Below are 20,267 nucleotides of genomic sequence, written 5' to 3' on the forward strand. Positions count from 1 at the left end.
TTGCTAAAATTTGAAATAAATAAATTCATTGGTTGCACTGGCGCAACAAAGCAAAGTAAACAGTATGATGCTATAATAAATAGCCGCCCGCAGCGGTGCCCCGCTAATACGATCTAATTGTAAGGGATGGGCTTTATCCCGCTGTACCCACTCGAAAGCAAACAATACAAAAATACCGGCGAGTGTTATATAGATATTGGCATGTTCGCTAATCCAAAATCCCGACAGGATGGTAGGCGAAAGCAGTCGGCGCAGGTAATCCAGCGCTTGTGTTACGCTATCGGCTCTGAATACTACTACAGTTAGCATGACCAGTAAAAAGGTGCCGGCCATATTGACTAACTCGCGGAAGCCCGGCAGCAGTCCTTTGCTTGTCGGTGGCTTTTTGTTGAGTTTGCCGCGTAATATCAGGGGAATGTAATAGCACCCGTTAAGCAGCCCGAAAAGTAAAAATGTAAAGTTGGCTCCATGCCAGATGCCAATAATGGCAAAATCGATGATAATAGCGCCGATAAGCCCGCCCTTACCGTAATTACGAAAACGACCGGCGAGTGGCATAAATACATATTCTGTAAACCATGCAGTAAGCGAAATATGCCAGCGCCGCCAATAGTCGGCAATGTTTTGGGCGAAGAAAGGGTAATTGAAGTTGCGTGTAACCTCTAAGCCAATCATTTTGGATAAGCCGATAGCCATATCAGAATAGCCCGAAAAATCGGCATAAAGCTGTATAATAGCCAAAAAAGCGCCAAATAGCAATGACCCGGCAGGCATGGTTTTATAATGATCGAAAACGTTTTGCGTAAGCAGGGCGCAGTTATCAGCAACTACCAGTTTTTTAAATAATCCCCATATAATTTGATGCAAGCCATCCGCGGCTTGTTCGCCATTAAAACGACGCGCATTTTTTAGTTGCAGCAAAAAAGCACCGGGCTTGTCAATCGGACCTGAGATCAGGCATGGGAAAAAGGATACATAAGTAAAGAACGACACCCAGTTGTTGGTGGGGGCAAGTTTCTCATTATAAATATCTAAAATGTAGCTCAGCGTACGGAATGTATAAAAACTGATGCCCAGCGGTAAAATTACATGCAGCAGAAAAGCATCTGGCCGAAAATGGAACGTGGCGCCGGCCGATTGCGCAAAAAAATTATAATATTTAAAAATGAAAAGGCACCCTATTCCCTGGAAAAGCCCGATCCATAAAAGTAAACGGCGGCGCTTCTCGTCTTTCGTATGGCCAATACCAATCCCTAACCAATAGTTGAATGCCGAACTGCCTAAAAGCAGTAATAAAAAGGGCCAGCTAAACCAACCGTAAAAAATACAGCTGCTTATCAGCAGAAATAAATTTTGTGCCCTTACCGTGGTAAATATCAACCAGTAACAAATAAAGAAAACAGTGAAAAAAGCTAAAAATGTAAGCGAAGTGAACAGCATGAATTTTTATTTTATGGCAAGCAATTCTATCAAACCATAACTTGCCTGTAAAAAGGCTACCTGGCGACCTTTAAATAATATAGCCGGTTTTGGAGCCGAAACAAGCACTGCGCCGCCGGCTAAGAGCTGATTAATTTGGTTGTTTATATCGTCAGTTTCAAAGCAAATGTGATAATAGCTAATTTGCCTTTTGAGTAAATTTTGAACCGGGTTACCGCTTATTAACTCCAGGTTGGTGCCATCAGTTAATGTAACTAAGGCCAGCGTAGCATTCTGCTCTGCATCAAACACAGGGCCTTCAACAGTCGAAACCTGATGTAAATTATGAATATGAGCCAATTCAAGCCCGATATCTTTGCAAGCAATACCAATATGATGTAATTGCATGGGTTAAGGGTTAAGTTTAGCGCTGATGGAATCAACCATTTCGCCTACATTTTTCCATCGTAAAAACTCCTGCGAATTGAAACGAATGCTAAATTTCCGCTCGACAGCTACTACCAGTTGAAAGTGAGTGAGCGAATCCCAATTGTCCACATCCGCAGCCGTAGTTTCCCGGGCGAGGATAATTTTCTCATCATCAAGTGCATCTCTGAAAACGTCCGTTATGGTTGCTAGTATTTCGTTTTGGTCCATTGGCACATATTTATAACATAACGGTATTTGTTAGGCAAAGGTGGCCTGAGTAAATTAATTTTTTATGGTGATACAGCTGTTCTAAATAGAATATCACAGAGCTGGCCGATCTATCACAACAATTGTTCGCGGTGTAATCTGAGAATGTAGTCGCAGACTACAGACATCGTCGTCCAAAGTTATAAACTTCGGACAGCGGTGTTGCCTTCTTTGAATCCTCAGATGTTAAAAACTGTCATCATATCAATTTGTTAGAAATATATTGCCCTGCCAGGGGGCTATAATTTGCAAACTCAATATAGCGAAAGATGATTAGGAAATTAAAATCCGGTCAATATCGAATTTACTCAAGGAGGGTCGATCCTGAAACGAAGAAGCGTAAAACTCTTGGCACTTTTGATTCCATGGAAGCCGCCAAAAAACACGAAAAAGAGATTCAGTATTTCAAGCATCATTGATTTGGAATGCGGACTTAAACAAAAAGCCTCAAATCTTTCGATTTAAGGCTTTTAAATTGAGGTAGGAGCGCAGGCCAAATGTGGGAACCCGGCCCGTGAATTATATTCCTTTTACAATTGCCAATGATTTTTCAACGTGGTCTGTAGGCGAAATATGGTCTATTGCTGATGAAAAAACAGCTATAATTTTACCGTTCTTACCAATGACATAGGTGGTCCGTGGGATGAACCCGTGATTAAGCTCCATACCACGCGCATCTTTCATTCCAAGGCTCGGTGGTGACATAACCAAGCCATAGCTTTCTGCAATTTTGCCTTCGCCATCTGACGCTACTGCGAACTTGCCCGCGCAGTAATTCGGATCAGCAGAAAATGTATTCAGCCGTTTAATATCGTCTCCGGATACGCCGATAATGGTGGCTCCTGCCGCAGTAAACTTATCTTTATTTTCGGCAAAGGCATGAGCCTCTGCATCACAGCCGCCGGTGTAGGCAGAAGGGTAGAAATAAACTACAACCGGCCCTTTAGCAAGCGATTTTTTCAGTGAAAAGTTAAACTCGCTGCCGGCCAGGCTGGCAGGGGCGCTAAATACAGGCGCAGCGTCTCCTTTGGCCAACATCTTCGACTGGGCAAAGCCAGACTGCGTTGTCAGCAATGAAAAGCTGAAAATTAAAAGTAACAGGCAATAATATTTTTTGATCATGGCTGATTAATTTAAATAGTGTTTATCAAAGCTACGATAGTCTGCAGAATTGGGTTGTGTGTCATTGAAATTTTACTTGAGTTACCATAATTAAAGCAAACTTACGCATGCGTCAGCGAAGTGGAATATCTGAGAATATAGTCGCAGACTACAGGCATAGTCATCCGAAGTTACAGACTTCAGACAACGGAGTAACAGCGTCGATTTTCTCATATAACCCATGTAGATAATTTATTAGATTAGCAGATAGCAAAACTTATTCGCTTCTAAATATGAATAAAAGATTACTCCGATTGATTTTATTGCTGATCGCCGTTCTGACAGCAAACAATTTATACGCCCAGGGAACCTTTGGCTCGTTTTTCCATGCGTCAACCGAACAGGGGTGTGCCGGAACTAAATTTCGGTACAAAGCATTTGTACGGAGTGAAAGAGACGATACAGATGCAGCGGCCTATTTATGGGTAAAAGCAGGTAAAAATAGGAATAGAGGACTCTATAGCAAACCAATACAAACAAATGAGTGGAAGGAAGTCAGCATTGAAGGAACAATAGATGAAGATTATAAGCAAATCCTATTCGGCGTCCTTGGCGAGTATAACGGCCGTATTTATGTAGATGACATTAGTCTTGAAGTACAGACCAAAGACAAAACATGGAAAAGCATTTATAAAACGGGCTTTGAAAAGAACGATGATGGTTGGAAGGCAGGAAGTGGTGATAGCCTGGGAGTAAACCATCTTTTTAAAGGAGAATTGAGCAGTACAAACCCGCATAGTGGTAAAGAATGCTTTTTAATTTACAGTAAAGGAATTCCCAATTATGGAACCAATGGGGCGGTTGGAAAGTATGCAAACGTAAATGGAGTTAAAATTTACTACGAAATATATGGCGAGGGACATCCGCTTGTTGTGCTGCACGGAAATGGTGGTTCCATTAAAGATGCAGCCCCATTCTATCCCGAATTGTTAAAGAAATATAAAGTCATTGCAATAGACAGCAGGGCACAGGGTAAATCTACAGATACAGATGCCCCGTTAACTTATGACTTAATGGCCAGCGACATAAACGCGTTACTCGACGAATTAAAAATCGACTCAACTTTTATTTGGGGACATAGCGATGGCGCGATCTTAGGCTTAATAATGGCAATGAAGTATCCCAAAAAAGTAGAGAAACTATTAGCCGTTGGAGCGAACATACAACCGGATAGTACAGCAATATTTTCCTGGGCCCTCAATTACAGCAAAAAGATCGTAAAAGAAAGTTCGGATGTAAAGGAGAGAAAACTAAATCAACTGATGCTGGACTACCCTAATATTCCCTTTTCAGATCTTTCCGGTATAAAAATACCTGTATTAATTATGGCTGGAGATAGAGATGATATGCGTCCCGAACATACATTAAAGTTATTCCAAAACATACCAAAGTCACAATTGTGCATTTTACCAGGAACGACACATGCGGGTCCCTGGGAGAAAAAAGATCTATTTTTTGAATTATTATTTGACTTTTTCGACAAGCCCTTTACAATGCCGACGACAGAAGATTGGTTTAAATAAAACCAAATGCAAAAAGCCTCAAATCTTTCGATTCAAGGCTTTTAACTTTCTAGGTAGCGGGAGCAGGACTCGAACCTACGACCTTCGGGTTATGAGCCCGACGAGCTACCAACTGCTCCATCCCGCACTATTTTTGTTGTTATTACATAACGGGCATAACTCCGAAATGTTTTGTTCCAATAGTAAAAAAGCGTTTTATGCTCCGTTTTAATTGGACTGCAAAGATATAATTCGTTTCTTTGCAGTCCAAATATTATTTTAATTATTTTTATATGGGTCATAAAGCAGGTTTTGTTAGCATCATCGGTAAGCCAAACGCAGGTAAATCAACCCTGATGAATGCGCTTGTGGGCGAAAAAATGTCTATCATAACCCCTAAGGCCCAAACCACCCGCCATCGTATCCTGGGTATTGTTAATGATGAGGACTATCAAATTGTGTTCTCAGACACCCCTGGTATTATCAAACCGCATTATGAGCTGCATGAGCGCATGATGCACCAGGTAGAAGGCTCTATTGTTGATGCCGACCTGATTTTGCTGGTTACGGATATCTATGAAGAGTACGATGAAGAGGATGTACTGAAAAAACTGGAAGGCTCTTCGGCCCCGCTTTGTGTATTGATCAATAAAATTGACCAAAGCGACGAGGAAACTGTTAAAACCAAAATAGCATATTGGGAGGAGAAATTAAATCCGAAAGCCATTTTCGCTATATCTGCATTGAAAGAGCATAACGTTTTAGCGGTAATGAACTTTGTGATTGAAAATCTGCCCGAGCATCCGGCTTATTACGATAAAGACGTGCTGACCGATAGGAATGACCGTTTCTTTGCGTCAGAGATGATCCGTGCGCAGTTAATGAAGCAATATAAGAAAGAGATTCCCTACAGCTGCGAAGTTATTGTGACCGCGTTTGTTGAAGGCGAAAAACTGCATCGCATCAGTGCCGAGATTATTGTGGAGCGCGATTCGCAAAAAAATATCATCATTGGCGAAGGCGGCAGGATGCTGAAGATTGTTGGCACGTATGCACGTAAGGATATGGAGGACTTTTTCCAAAAAAAGGTTTTCCTGGAAACCTTTGTTAAAGTGATACCAGACTGGCGCAGCAAAAAGAACTATCTGAAGAAATTTGGATACGAATAGATAAAGGTTTGACGTAGTACGTAATGCGTTTTACGTTTATCTTTGCAAAAATTATTAATACATCAGAGCTTTGCTCTAAACACGTAAAACGTAAAACGTTAAACGTAAAACAAAATTCCATGAGTAACATAGTAGCCATAGTTGGCCGGCCGAATGTTGGCAAGTCGACATTATATAACCGTTTAACCGAGACGCGTAAAGCAATAGTTGATGATTTTAGCGGCGTAACCCGCGACCGCCATTACGGTACCTCGGAATGGACGCATCACGAATTTACAGTAATTGATACCGGCGGCTATGTAGCACACTCTGACGATGTTTTTGAGGCTGCCATTCGCGAGCAGGTGGACATCGCCATTGAAGAAGCATCCGTAATTTTATTTGTGGTTGATGTTACTACGGGTATCACCGACCTGGATGACGACATTGCCTCTATTTTGCGCAAAAGCAAGAAACCGGTTTTTGTGGTAGTTAACAAGGTTGATAATAACAACCAGCAATCAGACGCTACTGTGTTTTACAGTTTAGGTTTAGGCGAGATCCACAACATTTCATCAATGACCGGCTCTGGCACCGGCGAATTACTTGACGAAGTAGTTAAGCATTTCGACGAAGAGAAGCTGGAAGAGAACACCCGTCCTAAATACACTATAGTTGGTCGCCCTAACGTGGGTAAGTCATCTATTATCAATTCATTGATTGGTAAGGACCGTAACATAGTTACCCCAATTGCCGGCACCACCCGCGACTCGATTCATATCCATTATAACCAGTACGGTCATGATTTTATGCTGATTGACACTGCCGGGATGCGTAAGAAAACCAAGGTTAAAGAGAACATTGAGTTCTATTCGGTAATGCGTACCATCAAAGCCCTGGAAGAGGCTGATGTAGTGATCTTGATGATTGATGCTGTTGAAGGCATAGAGTCGCAAGACATCAATATTTTTCACCTGGCCGAGAAGAATAAGAAAGGCATCATGATTGTGGTGAACAAGTGGGATTTGATTGAAAAGAATAACAAAACCACCAAGGTGTTTGAAGAGATGATTCGCGAGAAAATAGCGCCGTTTACGGATGTGCCTATCGTGTTTACATCGGTAACAGAGAAGCAGCGTGTGCTTAAAGTGATTGATGTTGCTAACCAGGTTTATCAAAATCGAGCACGCAAAATAACCACCTCGAAATTGAACGAGGTGATGCTGCCCATCATTGAGCATTATCCGCCGCCATCAACCAAAGGTAAATACGTTAAGATTAAATATATTACGCAGATAGCGGGCACATCGCCCATGTTTGCCTTTTTCTGTAACCTGCCTCAGTATGTTAAGGAGCCTTATTATCGCTTTATAGAAAATAAGCTGCGCGAACATTTTGAGTTAAGCGGTGCACCGGTACAGGTGTGGTTTAGACAGAAATAGTTTTGATGTGCAAATATGCAGATGTGCGAATGTGCAGATGCTTTCTGGATTTGGATGATGTACGCTGCAATTATCCAAATCCCTAAAATATCATTGTCATTCTGAGCATAGCGAAGAATCGTATACACTTCGCCAAGTGCTTTTACAAGATTCTTCGCTATGCTCAGAATGACAGCCTTTTATGTTAATTATTTCATCTGCACATTTGCATATCCACGCATCTGCACATCTAATAAAGCACATCTACCTTACCGCTTCCAAAGCTTTTTTAATGGCCGGATCATCAGCATTGATGGTCCTGAAGTAAGCATTATCACCCCAGCCAAGTCTGGCGGCATAGGCCTTTAGCATGGTTTTTAAATCGTCTTTACCAATCATGACCTCGCGCGGGTTAATATCTTTTACATCTTGCGCGGCATAAAGTATCAAGCTGCCCAATTCAGCATCGCTTACACTATAATTTTTAATAAAGTCGTCGGCAGTATACTTTTTCAATAAAGGCTGCATATGATCAATTACATAAGCCGAAAAGATCTGCCTGTTGTTCAACTCGTGCGACAGGTAGGTGTTATGCGTAGTATCGGCAGGTACAAAAATGTCGGGCATAATACCGCCGCCGCTAAACACCTTGCGACCGCTTGAGGTGTGATAATGTGTAGGTTTACTGAAAATGCTATCCTTTAAATTGCTTTCTTCCGAAAACAACTCACCCTTAATCATGCGTTGCGCCAACTCATTACGATAGCTTTCTGTGCCGCCGGCGTATGATTTTTGGATGGAGCGCCCGGAAGGTGTATAATACCTGGCAATAGTTAGGTTGATAGCAGAGCCATCTCCAAACGGAAATTGCTCTTGCACCAAACCTTTACCAAAAGACCGGCGACCAATAATTACCGCTCGATCCAGATCTTGTAGCGCCCCTGCCAAAATCTCGCTTGCAGAAGCCGAGTACTCATCAATCAACACGGCTAACTTACCTTGCTGAAAATTGCCGGAGTCGGTAGCGAAATAATCTGTGCGCGGTTCATGCACACCTTTGGTATAAACAATAAGTTGTTTTTTGGTCAAAAATTCATCGGCCAAAGCCGTGGCTGTATTTAGATAGCCGCCACCGTTACCGCGGATATCCAGCACCAGTTTTTGCAATCCATCGACTTTTAATTTAGTCAGTGCTTTGCGGAAATCGGCATCAGTTGTCGATGCGAACTTACTGATCTTGATATAGCCGGTATTTGGATTAAGCATGTAAGCGGCATCAAGGCTGCTTAGGTCGACATGGTCGCGTTTGATGTTGTAAAACCTGGTTGTTTTGGCGCCCGCAGGAATCACAGCCATCAACAGTTGCGAATCTTTTGCGCCGCGGAAAGCCTTGCTAACTTTTGCAGTAGTTAAGCGCGTGCCGGCAAAGTTTTGATGATCAACCTCGATCACTTTATCGCCCGGACGAAGGCCTGCATTGTAAGCCGGGCCAAATTGCGTTACCTGGGTAATTACTAAAGTATCGCGCAGCAAAATATATTCAACGCCAATGCCGGTGAAGCCACCTTCCAGGCGCTCGTTAATAGAGGTTAATTGTTGTGGCGGCAAATAAAGCGAGTGCGGATCGAGATTTTGCAGCAGGTTATTTACCGTGCTGCCCTCAATGCTATCCACATTCACCGAATCGACATAATTGTGCCGCACCAGGTCAAGTACTTTAGATACTTTGTCGCTGTTTAGGTCGATGTGGTCGGTAATACGGTTGTCACTTATTAAAAGACCAATAGCAATGCCCATTAATACCAAAATAACCGACCTGAAAATAATTGCTGCTGTTCTTTTCATTGAATCTTTACAAATCTACTGATTTGGGCTGATAGCCATGTTACGCTCATTTGCATTTATCGCCTAAAAATCACACGCATATGTAAAAATTATGATGCGTTGGTAATGTTTAATTACTACCAATAATTAATCCAATTTGGATTATTTTACCCAATTTTGTCAAAAATCATGGCTATGCAAACTACTACCGAAAAGGATTCGAACTACAACCATCTTGAAAAGATGAGTGCTGCAGAGATCCTTGAACATATAAACCAGGAAGATCAAACTGTTGCCATTTCAGTAAGTAAAGCCATTCCGCAAATTGAAAAGCTGACCACAGTAGTTACAGACCGAATGCGTAACGGCGGCCGTTTATTTTATATTGGCGCAGGCACCAGCGGCCGACTTGGTGTGGTTGATGCATCGGAGTGCCCGCCGACATTCGGCGTGCCGTTTGATTGGGTGGTTGGCATTATTGCCGGTGGCGACGGCGCTATACGCAAAGCCGTTGAGTTTGCCGAAGATGATAACGAACAAGCCTGGAAAGATCTGCAAGCTTTTAATATCACAGACAAAGATGTTGTGGTAGGCATTGCTGCATCAGGCACTACGCCTTATGTTATCGGCGGATTGAAAGCCGCCAATCAAAATAAAATTGCTACCGGCTGCGTTGTATGTAACAGTGGCAGCCCGGTGGCTGCCGAAGCCAATTATCCTGTAGAAGTAGTTACCGGCCCCGAGTTTTTAACAGGCAGTACCCGCATGAAAGCAGGCACCGCCCAAAAGCTGGTTCTGAACATGCTAACTACCACGGTAATGATACAGCTGGGGAGGGTAAAGGGTAATAAGATGGTGGATATGCAACTATCCAACAATAAACTGGTACATCGCGGAACCAACATGGTCATGGCCGAAACCGGGCTTGACGAAGCTACTGCTGCCCAATTATTAAAAGAACAAGGCAGCGTACGTAAAGCGGTTGACCATTACAACCAGACTCATTAATGTGCATATCTGCAGATGAAAATAGATATGCAGATATTGGCGCATATACAATTGAAAAGAAATTAATAAATTTAATAAAGGTAATTATGCTATCTGCACATTCGCACATCTGCATATTTGCACATTTACAAGATGCACGAAATAGAACCATATTATAAATGGCGGGATGATTACATCGCAGCGGAAGACGAATATTCGCCTTTTTACGCTACGGAGTATAGCGAGTTTGAGTTTGATAAGCAGATCTACAATTTTCTGCTGCATCCGCAGTGGGATTCGTTTGGCTCGAATACGTTGTACATGAAGGTGTTGTTTGTTGATTACGAGCGTGGTTATTCCATCATCGAGTTTATCGGCGAGTGGAACGATGCCATCAATAACGATATCATGCTATTAAAGCGCGAGATCATTGAGCTGATGATTGACAACGGCATTACCCAGTTTATTTTGATCGGCGAGAATGTGTTGAACTTCCACTCGTCTGACGACTGTTACTATGAAGAATGGTTTCAGGATGTGGAGGATGGCTGGATAGCCGGTATCAACTTCCGCGATCACGTGATCGAGGAGTTTAAGCGTAATAATATCGACTATTACATCAATTTTGGCGGCGAACTGGATGAGCTTAACTGGCGCGGACTAAAACCCGTGCAGCTATTTAAAAAAGTAGAAGAACAATTAACCCGACGGTTGAATTAATGTAAAATTCGGGCCTTAAACGCTGCTTGTTTAAACCCTGTATTAATTGTTATATCAAAACACTAAGATGTTACGTTATGTGCTTGTATCATCGTAGTAAAACACTACATTCGTATATAATTAATCACTTTTAATAAAAAATGGAAAACAACAATCCAAACTACGTTTACGACAACGTAATACAAATCGACGATGCCAGTGCATCTCGTAAATTTTTGGCTAATGTATTTCTGTGGATGTTTATTGCATTAGGCGTATCGGCTTTTTGTGCTTATGCTTTTGCTACCACACCGTCATTGCTGCGTTTAATGGTTGACGAAAATACGCACGGGCTTTCAGGCTTGGGCTATATCGCAATGTTTGCGCCTTTGGCTTTTGTATTGTTAATACGTTTTGGCCTTAATCGCCTTGCATACCCGGTTTTAGCTTTGTTATTTGTTGCCTATGCTGCTTTAACAGGCATTAGCTTAAGCTTTATTCTGCTTATTTATACAGCCGGTTCGGTATTAAGCGTATTTATAAGCTCTTCTTTGCTATTCGGCGTTATGGCGGTTGCGGGTTACACCACAAGCCAGGATCTAACCAAATTTGGTTCTATCATGATCATGGGTTTAATAGGTATTGTTATTGCCAGCGTAGTTAATATGTTTATGCACAGCACCGGATTAGATATGTTAATCTCTTATATCGGTGTAGCTGTGTTTATCGGTTTAACTGCTTATGATGTACAAAAGCTAAAACGCATTGGTGCAGGCTTAGAGTACGGCGACGCAACAGCGAAAAAATATGCGCTGATGGGTGGCTTAACTTTGTATCTTGATTTCATCAACCTGTTCCTGATGCTGCTGCGCGTTTTTGGTCGCAGACGATAATTTAACGGTTTTATAAAAGGTGCCGGTAAGAATGTATAAATTACTTTATATTTTTTTACCGGCATTTTTATTGGCTTTAAGTGTCGAAGCAGGGCCGCATTTGGATACGCCTCGCACCAGGCAAAAAGCCCGTGAGGCGTTGGCTTTCTGCAAAACTAAAAGCTACAGTACCCAATATTGTATTTTAATTGATATGAGCCTGCCTTCGGGTGTTAAACGGTTTGTATTGTGGGATTTTAAGAAGAATAAAATTGCTATATCTGGTTTAGTAAGCCATGGCTGCGGCATATTCCGATGGGCGGGCACCTCTTCGGCCGACAAGCCTATATTTAGCAATAGGGATGGGAGCCACTGTACCGCTTTGGGTAAATACCAGGTAAATGAGCGCGCTTACAGCAACTGGGGCATCCATGTAAAATATTATCTAAACGGATTGGATGCCACTAACAATAAGGCCATTGGCCGGCAGGTGGTGTTTCATTCGTGGGAGTTGGTTCCAGAGACTGAAGTTTACCCTAATGGTACACCCGAGGGTTGGGGATGCCCGGCCATATCTAACAATACCATGAAATTGGTCGATCCTATCATCCGTAAGCAGCAAAAGCACCTTTTGTTGTGGATTTATAATTAACGTCCGCTAAACAAAAAGTTTAAAAACCTCGTTGTTTAATATTAATATTACAGCATGAAACAATACGGATTAATCGGTTTCCCCCTCTCGCATTCTTTCTCCAAAAAGTACTTCACAGAGAAGTTTGCCAATGAGGATATTACCGACGCGGTATATGATCTTTATCCATTAGAGCACGTTAAAGACCTGCAGGATCTGCTGGATGCAAACCCCAACCTATGTGGGCTAAACGTTACCGTGCCACATAAAAAAAACGTGCTGCGTTTCCTGGATTGGATAGAGCACGATGCCCGTAATGCCGGTGCCGTAAACTGTATCCGCATTACCAAAGAAAGCCCGGTGCTGGCCGCCTTTAATGGCGAGGTTGGCGTAGGTGGTCATGATTTCAGGCTCGAGGGTTTTAATACCGATCTGTATGGTTTTGAAATGTCATTACGGCCTTTACTAAAAGAACAACATACCGAAGCTTTAATATTGGGTGATGGCGGCGCGGCGCAAGCTGTAAAATGCGTGCTGGAGAACCTGGATATCAGCTTCAAAATAGTTACCCGCAAACCACATGGCGACAATTTACTATTCAGTGAGTTAAAGCCACGACATATCAAGGCCCATAAGCTCATCATCAATACTACACCGCTTGGTACTTATCCTAATGTTACGGAATGCCCGCCAATACCGTACGATGCTATAACCGACGAGCATTTGCTGTACGACCTGGTATATAATCCACCTGAAACCGAATTTTTGCGTCGGGGCGGTGAACGTGGTGCTACACCAAAGAACGGCTACGAAATGCTGATGCTGCAAGCCGAAAAATCATGGGAGATCTGGAACTCAAAAGAGAAGCATCCATGAGAGTATTTGCGCTTTGCATAGTTGGCTTGTTGCTGTTGGCGGCCTGTGGCAATAATCATGATTATTCGCCCAAGCCACGCGGGTTTTACCGGATTGAGTTTCCGAAGAAAAGCTACCGCGATTATGTGTCTGACTACCCCTTCACGTTTAAATATCCTGGCTACGCGGTTATTCAAAAAGATACGCAGACCCGCATCCCAACCAAAATGCTAAATATGAATACCCTGCTCAATATGAATTTTCCGCAGTTTGATGGCACCTTACACATGAGTTACGAAACCATTACCTCAAAAAAAGTATTTGATGAGTTGGTTGAAGATGCGCATCGCTTTGCTTTTAAAAATACTGTAAAAGCTACAGACATAGACCAGGGCACCATCAGTATACCCCAAAATAAAGTGTACGGCATTTATTATACCATAGGCGGCAACGCAGCATCGTCGGTACAGTTTTTTGTTACCGATAGCGTTAAAAATTACCTGCGCGGTGCCCTATATTTTAATACCGAACCCCGTCTTGACTCCATACAACCCGTGCTTAATTTTGTGAAACAGGATATCAATGTGATGATAGGCAGCTTTAAGTGGAAACGATAGACGTTTGACGTTGTACGTATTACGTTATACGTTTCCTTAAATATTAATAACTATTAACGTACCACGTAAAACGTATCACGTGCAACCCTCTAAAATGGCAACAGTAAAAGTTCTCCCCAATAATCCCTTCCAGGAAAACACTTATATTTTATATGATGAAACCGGCGAATGCGCCATCATTGATCCCGGAATGGATAATGCTGCCGAGCAAAATGCGGTGGTTAATTTCATTAAAAACAATAACCTGAAACCGGTTTTGCTGCTGAATACCCATTGCCATATAGACCATATCCTGGGCAATAAATTTGTATTTGATATGTACGGACTGAAGCCTCAGTTTCATAAAGGCGAGTTGCATTTGCTGGAAGCCGGTATAGCCTACGCGCCGCAGTTTGGGTTGCATTATGAGCCATCGCCGGTGCCTGATACTTTTTTGAACGAAACCGGCACCGTTAGTTTTGGCAATACTACGCTAACCTTGATCTTTGCACCCGGACACTCGCCGGCACATTTGTGTTTTTATGACGAGAAGGCTAACTATGTAATTGGTGGCGATGTATTGTTTGCAGGCAGTATTGGCCGCACAGATTTGCCCGGCGGCGATTTTAAGCAACTCATCGCCAATATCGAACAAAAACTACTCGTATTGCCTGAGGATTGCCGGGTTTACCCTGGCCATGGTATTGATACTACCATTGGCTACGAAAAATTGACCAATCCTTTTTTAGTATAGTGCATCAGGCATGATGCCTTTTATGTATTTTTATCCGAATTGATGGCGCGCATTGCACGCAGGAAAGATAATTTCAAAATATGAATACCTCTATTTTTATAGCCCGGCGTTACCTGGTATCAAGCAAAAAAATGCATGTTATCAACATCATTTCGGCGGTATCTATGGCGGGGGTGTTAATTGGTACTGCTGCGCTTATCATCGTGCTCTCGGTATTTAACGGGCTGGAAAAAGTGATTATCGGCCAAAATAGTAACTTTGCACCCGACTTAAGGATTGAGGCTCGCCTGGGCAAAAGCTTTAATCCACACACCGCCTATTTTGATGAGCTGCATAAAAATCCGCATGTATTCTCGTTCACCCAGATCTTACAGGATAAGGTTATGATCCAGTATCGCGAAAAACCTTATATAGGCCGTATAACAGGTGTAAGCGAGGAGTTTTTAAGAAATCGTAAGCTGGATAGTACTATTCTGGAAGGATCATTCGCGCTGCATACCAATAACAGCCCCATGGCAGTTATTGGTGTTACTGTGCACAATAGTTTGGCGGTGAGTCCCGGCAATACCGTTTATCCTTTACAAATTTATGCGCCCCGCCGTGGTGCTGCAAGCGCTATTAGCCCGGGCGATGAGTTTATTACCCGCAGTATATACACATCGGGTGTGTTCTCTATCCAGCAAGATTATGACGATATGGTTGTGGTGCCCATAGAGTTTACGCGCGAATTGTTCGACGAGCCGGTAAACGTTTCGTCGCTCGACATCAACTTTAAAAAAGGCGCAGATATAACAGCCATTCAAAATAAACTACAGGCCGAAATTGGTAAAGACTTTACGATAAAAAACCGGCAGGAACAGGACACCTCGCTATATAAGACACTTAACTTAGAAAAGTGGTCAGTGTTTATGATCCTGACTTTTGTGATTATTATAGCTGCTTTTAATATTGTAGGTTCGCTCACCATTTTGGTGATAGACAAACGCAAGGACATTGCCATATTAACCAGCCTGGGGGCCGGTAAAATTCTTATCCAGGGTGTTTTCTTTTTTGAAGGGCTGATGATATCCTTAACCGGCTGCCTCATAGGTATTGTACTGGGTTGGGTATTTTGTATATTGCAACAACACTACGGCCTCATACAGGTAGGTGGCATGAATGTGCCTAACAATGCATACCCTGTTGATATTAAAGGTGGCGATTTTCTACTGGTGTTTTTTACCGTGCTGGCTATTGCGGCGATAGCATCGGGTATTAGTGCAAGGCTAAGCATTAAAGGCTTAGACGATATTAAACAAGATCTATAAATTTGCTTTTATGCGTACAGGCAGGCTATATTTTATGTTGATGTTTACGGTGATGATTATTGTCACGGCGTGCAAGCATAAAACCAATAGCGATAAAGGCTCGGCGCAGGTTCGCCCGGTTTTTAAAGGGATATACAGCTGCGAGCCGGGCGCCAAGCTTTTCCAGGTATGTAATCAGCAGGGCCAGTTTTGGGTGGCCGATAGTTCTAAACAATTAGAGCTGCAATACTCCCAAATTGTTAACTTTGAGCAGGCCGGCCAGCCGGTGTATATTGAGGTAGAGGGTAACATGAGCAAGTCGGTTAAAAACGGCGATGGTGGCGCTTATGATAGCACGCTCACTGTTAAAAAAGTAATAAAAATAACTAAAGATATACCTGCCGATTGCAAGTAGAAATTTTTAGATATATTGTTCAGAGAATAATTTCAAACTCAATTGCCTGTTTGGCGTTAAAATAAATATCAGTTATGGAATCAAAACGTCAACAAAAATTTGCCGGAGTAATACAAGAGGACCTGGCCGCCATTTTTCAGCGTGAGGGCATGAATTACTTACCAAACACGCTGGTAACTATAACCAAAGTGAGGGTTACACCCGACCTGGCAATAGCGAGGGTGTTTTTGAGCTTTTTTAATAACACCAACAATACGCTTGCACTGCAAACTGTTAAGCAACACGCGGCAGAAATAAGATATAAATTAGGTAGCCGCATTAAAGACCAGGTAAGGGTAATACCGCAGCTTGAGTTTTTTGTTGATGATACCAGTGAATACGTTGACCGGATGGAAAAGATCTTCGACAAGATCCACCGCGAAGAAAAACAACCCGACCAGGAGTAATCATTCCCCGAGGTTTCATGAGTAAAACCAATCAACTAATTGCCTGGATAAAAGCAAATCCATTTGCTGTGGGTAAGGTAGTTGATTATGATCCGGCTGCGGATAAACTCTACCCTTTTGACTTTACCGCTGCCAATACCGAACTTGATATTGATACCATAAGCGACAGCGAACGTTTTAGCGATTGGATCAATGCCAAACTTGCCAAGACAAACAGCCGCTATGGCATAGGGGGCTACATGGAGCATCGAACCCTGTATGCCCGCAGCCCGTTGTTTGATACGGACGATGAGCCGCGGCGTTTACATTTAGGCGTAGATGTTTGGGCAGAAGCCGGAACTTTGGTTTATTCTCCTTTAGATGGCATAGTGCACAGCTTTCAGGATAACAATAATTTTGGAGATTACGGGCCGACTATCATCCTGCAACATAATCTGAATGGGTTAACGCTTTATAGTCTTTACGGACATTTAGATCGTGAAAGCTTAACAGGCCTAACCGCCGGTCAATCCATCGCCAAAAATAAAAAAATTGCTGCGCTAGGCAATGTTAATGAAAACGGACACTGGCCACCCCATCTGCATTTTCAGTTAATGTTTGATATGGAGGGAAAGGTGGGCGATTACCCTGGTGTGGCACGCTTTTCTGAAAAAGAAAAACATCTCCACAATATTCCCGATCCTAATTTGATTTTGAGATTTCCTAAAATGTAGAGACGCAATATATTGCGTCTTTATACCACCGCGTCATTGCGAGCGTAGCGTGGCAATCTCTATCAAAGCGGCAAGAGATCGTCACGCTCGTTCCTCGCTCACGATGACGTGGTGGGGAAAGTAGATTTCTTTTGCACTATCTCTCCGACACGTCATCCTGAGCGTAGCGTGAGGATCTCTGAACGAGCGGACGGGGACGCGTTACGGAGATCGTCACGCTCGTTCCTCGCTCACGATGACACGCAGGGAGGGGTAAATTGATCCTATTGCTTCCCGTACAATTCCAACCCAACTTTTTCCAGTTCGTCACCTTTGGCCCAGGTAGCTGTCTGTGGGTCGTTTGCAATGTATTGGGCCGCCAATATATAAGCATCCACAAATTTCATCATGTAATCCAGATCCATATTGCCTACCTCGTCGCTACGTTGGTGATAGCGTTTAAATATCTCCGGACCAAAAGTTCTCATACCAAAGCTAAAAGTAGGTGCCGGTACGCCTTTCTCTGCTAATGGATAATTGTCGCTGGCATAAAATAACTGGCCGCCGGTTGGGTCGCCATTAACGGTCATGCCGTAGGCGGCACAGGCTTTCTTGACCTGCTCGTCGGCAGTAGTACGGCCCAGGCCCACCAGCGAGATGAGGCTGGTATCGTCGTAGCTGGCGTTATCGATATTCAGGTTGTAAATGATCTTTTGAAGCGGAACGATAGGATGTACCGCATAATAATGGCTGCCAATTTCGCCGCTTTCCTCGGCGGTATAGGTGATGAATAATACAGAACGTGCGGGCGGATATTTGGCAAAATAACGAGCCGCGTCTATCACGGCTGTAGTGCCCGATGCGTTATCTCTGGCGCCATTAAAAATACTGTCCAATTTCCCTTCTTCCATGGTGGGTTTGCCTACACCCAGGTGGTCATAATGCGAGGTGAGCAGAATGTATTGATTATTCAATTTGGGGTCGGTGCCTTTTACGTAACCTATCACATTTTTAAGGTGGATAGTTCTTGCTAAGGTGCCTGAAACTATAATATGAGCCTCGGTTGTATAACCTTTGGTCAGCAAAGCCTGAAACTCGGGCGTGTTATCAGTGATGAAAGTGTTTAATAAAACGGCGTCATTTGGATGTGCCACCTGTGCCTGATGAAGATGACCCAATAAGTTGGTCCAGGCTGCGGGCCGGCCGTTGTAACGGGCAACAATAGCTACAGCGCCGGCTTTGGTTAGCGCGGTACATAATTTATTTAGTTCGCCGTAGTCTTTCTGAATCGATGGGGCATCACCGGCTATGCCCAGATCAACCAAAATGATTTTTCCATGTACATCCATGCTGGCTGGGTCAAATTCGGTTACGCGACCCACATATACCAACGGAATCTTCATGTTAACATCTACCGGGCGCAATTGCACAAAGTCTTTTCCGAGCGTAAAACTCAGTTGGCCAATGTGTACCTCGCCTGTTTTGCCAGGTATGAGCCTGGTGATATCAAATTCCTGAAAATAGCCATCAGCGCCTCTCACTGGCTTAACACCAAAACTTTGAAACTGATCGGCAATATATTGCGCTGCGATATTGATCTCGGGGCGGTCAATGCCGCGGCCCATCAATTCGTCTGATGCCAAATAGCGCAATGGTGCAAGCGCTGTAGCAGGCGGATTAATAGCTGCGATGTTTTTAACAGAAGCGTCCTGTGCGCAGGCTATGCTGCTGCAGGCCAATAACAAGGGTAGGATGAATTTAGGTCTCATAAGATCAAATATACTATACTGGCGATAAAATGCGCTATTGCGATAAATCAAGAAAGAACCAACCCTTAGCGTCATCACGAGCGTAGCGTGGCGAGCTTCGGTAAAGCGATAAGTTTTTAATTTGTGATATAGTCGTATAGAGATCGTCACGCTCGTACCTCGCTCACGATGACGTGACGGAGTAAAGGTATTAAAATTCCATTTCCAGCAACACCGGGCAATGATCGGAATGTCTTGCTTCGGAAAGTATGGCAACACGTTTAATGTTGTCCTCTAGTTCTTTACTCGCCATGGCATAGTCAATGCGCCAGCCCAGGTTCTTGGCGCGCGAGTTGGCACGGAAACTCCACCAGGTATAATTATGGGGTTCCTTATTTAAGTGACGGAAAGTATCCACATAACCCGACTCGATGAAGTTCTCCATCCACTCGCGTTCCTCAGGCAAAAAGCCCGATGAGTTGGCGTTTGATTTTGGGTTATGGATATCAATAGGGCGGTGGCAAATGTTGTAATCGCCACAGATAACCAGTTTAGGGCAATCAACTTTAAGCAAGGTCAGATATTTACCAAACTCATCTAAAAATCTAAATTTAAAGGCCTGTCTTTCCTCGCCACTTGATCCCGATGGAAAGTAAGCACTCATCACCGATACCTCATCGAAATCAACCCGGATATTGCGGCCCTCGCGGTCAAAGTCGGGGATGCCGCAGCCGTATTCTATGTGCTTAGGTGTGCGTTTGGTCAGGATAGCTACACCACTGTAGCCTTTCTTTTCGGCCGGGAACCAATAGTGCTCATAGCCCAAAGCTTCCACCAGGTGCAGGTCGGTTAATACATCAGGTGTGGCTTTAATTTCTTGTAAGCAAACCACATCGGCATTAGTAGCCTGTAACCAGGCCAGCCAGTCTTTATTTATCGCCGAACGGATGCCGTTGACGTTATAGGTAATGATCTTCATGACACGATTTTATGATTGAATGATTAAGCAGGATCTTGGTTTAACACGATTAAGATTGAAAGATTAATTAGGATATTGACACGATTTAAGGATTGAAATGATTAATCAGGATATTGAATAATTGACACGATTTAAT

At 43.2% G+C, this 20,267-nt stretch carries 21 protein-coding genes and 1 tRNA gene; 14 read left to right on the forward strand and 8 right to left on the reverse strand.

Annotated features, from left to right (window positions below):
* Nucleotides 1-3: 3 nt before the first annotated feature.
* The 4 genes from HB679_RS20210 to HB679_RS20225 form a co-directional block, all read right to left on the reverse strand.
* Nucleotides 4-1,440 (reverse strand): MBOAT family O-acyltransferase, encoded by a 1,437-nt coding sequence (locus HB679_RS20210; protein ID WP_214073849.1) that lies wholly within the window; start codon nt 1,438-1,440, stop codon nt 4-6.
* 6 nt (nt 1,441-1,446) lie between these two features.
* Nucleotides 1,447-1,827: a VOC family protein gene (locus HB679_RS20215; RefSeq protein ID WP_214073850.1), complete on the reverse strand. Its 381-nt coding sequence runs from the start codon at nt 1,825-1,827 to the stop codon at nt 1,447-1,449.
* A gap of 3 nt (nt 1,828-1,830) precedes the next feature.
* The gene (locus HB679_RS20220) at nt 1,831-2,076 is read right to left on the reverse strand and encodes an acyl carrier protein (protein WP_214073851.1); all 246 of its coding nucleotides are present in this window, start codon (nt 2,074-2,076) and stop codon (nt 1,831-1,833) included.
* 558 nt (nt 2,077-2,634) lie between these two features.
* Entirely contained in the window at nt 2,635-3,237 is a 603-nt protein-coding gene (locus tag HB679_RS20225; protein WP_214073852.1) for a peroxiredoxin, read from the reverse strand.
* A gap of 272 nt (nt 3,238-3,509) precedes the next feature.
* Here HB679_RS20225 and HB679_RS20230 point away from each other — a divergent pair, with 272 nt between their 5' ends.
* The gene (locus tag HB679_RS20230) at nt 3,510-4,799 is read left to right on the forward strand and encodes an alpha/beta hydrolase (RefSeq protein WP_214073853.1); all 1,290 of its coding nucleotides are present in this window, start codon (nt 3,510-3,512) and stop codon (nt 4,797-4,799) included.
* A gap of 54 nt (nt 4,800-4,853) precedes the next feature.
* Here the strand turns inward: HB679_RS20230 and HB679_RS20235 are convergent.
* Nucleotides 4,854-4,926: transfer RNA gene (locus HB679_RS20235), tRNA-Met, on the reverse strand.
* A gap of 145 nt (nt 4,927-5,071) precedes the next feature.
* On the opposite strand from HB679_RS20235, the gene era reads away from it, so the two are divergent.
* Together era and der are read left to right on the forward strand one after the other, a co-directional pair.
* A complete protein-coding gene (gene era, locus HB679_RS20240; RefSeq protein WP_214073854.1) occupies nt 5,072-5,947 on the forward strand; it encodes a GTPase Era in 876 nt (291 codons plus the stop codon).
* 119 nt (nt 5,948-6,066) lie between these two features.
* The gene (der, locus tag HB679_RS20245; protein WP_214073855.1) at nt 6,067-7,368 is read left to right on the forward strand and encodes a ribosome biogenesis GTPase Der; all 1,302 of its coding nucleotides are present in this window, start codon (nt 6,067-6,069) and stop codon (nt 7,366-7,368) included.
* A 243-nt stretch (nt 7,369-7,611) separates the two neighbouring features.
* Here the strand turns inward: der and HB679_RS20250 are convergent, their stop codons facing one another.
* Nucleotides 7,612-9,192 carry a S41 family peptidase gene (locus tag HB679_RS20250; protein WP_214073856.1) on the reverse strand — a complete coding sequence of 527 codons (1,581 nt, stop codon included), beginning with the start codon at nt 9,190-9,192 and terminating at the stop codon, nt 7,612-7,614.
* Between the two features lie 174 nt (nt 9,193-9,366).
* Between HB679_RS20250 and murQ the strand changes: the two genes are divergently transcribed.
* The 11 genes from murQ (at nt 9,367) to HB679_RS20305 (ending at nt 17,425) form a co-directional block, all read left to right on the forward strand.
* Nucleotides 9,367-10,179, forward strand: a complete 813-nt coding sequence (gene murQ / locus HB679_RS20255) for an N-acetylmuramic acid 6-phosphate etherase (protein WP_214073857.1) — start codon at nt 9,367-9,369, stop codon at nt 10,177-10,179.
* Between the two features lie 132 nt (nt 10,180-10,311).
* Nucleotides 10,312-10,878, forward strand: coding sequence for a hypothetical protein (locus tag HB679_RS20260; RefSeq protein WP_214073858.1), 567 nt, complete (start codon nt 10,312-10,314; stop codon nt 10,876-10,878).
* A 140-nt stretch (nt 10,879-11,018) separates the two neighbouring features.
* Nucleotides 11,019-11,750 (forward strand): Bax inhibitor-1/YccA family protein, encoded by a 732-nt coding sequence (locus HB679_RS20265; RefSeq protein ID WP_214073859.1) that lies wholly within the window; start codon nt 11,019-11,021, stop codon nt 11,748-11,750.
* Nucleotides 11,751-11,781: 31 nt separating this feature from the next.
* Complete coding sequence (locus HB679_RS20270; RefSeq protein ID WP_214073860.1) at nt 11,782-12,381, forward strand: murein L,D-transpeptidase catalytic domain-containing protein; 600 nt, start codon at nt 11,782-11,784, stop codon at nt 12,379-12,381.
* A 54-nt stretch (nt 12,382-12,435) separates the two neighbouring features.
* Nucleotides 12,436-13,236 (forward strand): shikimate dehydrogenase, encoded by an 801-nt coding sequence (gene aroE / locus HB679_RS20275; RefSeq protein WP_214073861.1) that lies wholly within the window; start codon nt 12,436-12,438, stop codon nt 13,234-13,236.
* A complete protein-coding gene (locus tag HB679_RS20280; RefSeq protein ID WP_255547681.1) occupies nt 13,200-13,832 on the forward strand; it encodes a gliding motility lipoprotein GldD in 633 nt (210 codons plus the stop codon). The genes aroE and HB679_RS20280 overlap by 37 nt, the downstream gene beginning before the upstream one ends.
* 94 nt (nt 13,833-13,926) lie before the next feature.
* Nucleotides 13,927-14,565 (forward strand): MBL fold metallo-hydrolase, encoded by a 639-nt coding sequence (locus HB679_RS20285; RefSeq protein ID WP_214073862.1) that lies wholly within the window; start codon nt 13,927-13,929, stop codon nt 14,563-14,565.
* Between the two features lie 80 nt (nt 14,566-14,645).
* Nucleotides 14,646-15,872: an ABC transporter permease gene (locus HB679_RS20290; RefSeq protein WP_214073863.1), complete on the forward strand. Its 1,227-nt coding sequence runs from the start codon at nt 14,646-14,648 to the stop codon at nt 15,870-15,872.
* Between the two features lie 10 nt (nt 15,873-15,882).
* On the forward strand, nt 15,883-16,266 hold the full coding sequence (locus HB679_RS20295; RefSeq protein ID WP_214073864.1) for a hypothetical protein: 384 nt from the start codon (nt 15,883-15,885) through the stop codon (nt 16,264-16,266).
* 74 nt (nt 16,267-16,340) lie between these two features.
* Nucleotides 16,341-16,712 (forward strand): 30S ribosome-binding factor RbfA, encoded by a 372-nt coding sequence (rbfA, locus tag HB679_RS20300; RefSeq protein WP_214073865.1) that lies wholly within the window; start codon nt 16,341-16,343, stop codon nt 16,710-16,712.
* A gap of 17 nt (nt 16,713-16,729) precedes the next feature.
* Nucleotides 16,730-17,425 (forward strand): peptidoglycan DD-metalloendopeptidase family protein, encoded by a 696-nt coding sequence (locus tag HB679_RS20305; protein WP_214073866.1) that lies wholly within the window; start codon nt 16,730-16,732, stop codon nt 17,423-17,425.
* Between the two features lie 263 nt (nt 17,426-17,688).
* Here HB679_RS20305 and HB679_RS20310 read toward each other — a convergent pair whose 3' ends face one another.
* A complete protein-coding gene (locus tag HB679_RS20310) occupies nt 17,689-19,173 on the reverse strand; it encodes a M28 family peptidase (protein WP_214073867.1) in 1,485 nt (494 codons plus the stop codon).
* Nucleotides 19,174-19,363: 190 nt separating this feature from the next.
* Nucleotides 19,364-20,131, reverse strand: a complete 768-nt coding sequence (locus tag HB679_RS20315; protein WP_214073868.1) for an exodeoxyribonuclease III — start codon at nt 20,129-20,131, stop codon at nt 19,364-19,366.
* Between the last annotated feature and the right edge of the window lie 136 nt (nt 20,132-20,267).

The organism is Mucilaginibacter sp. dw_454, assembly GCF_018449775.1.
GTDB lineage: Bacteria > Bacteroidota > Bacteroidia > Sphingobacteriales > Sphingobacteriaceae > Mucilaginibacter.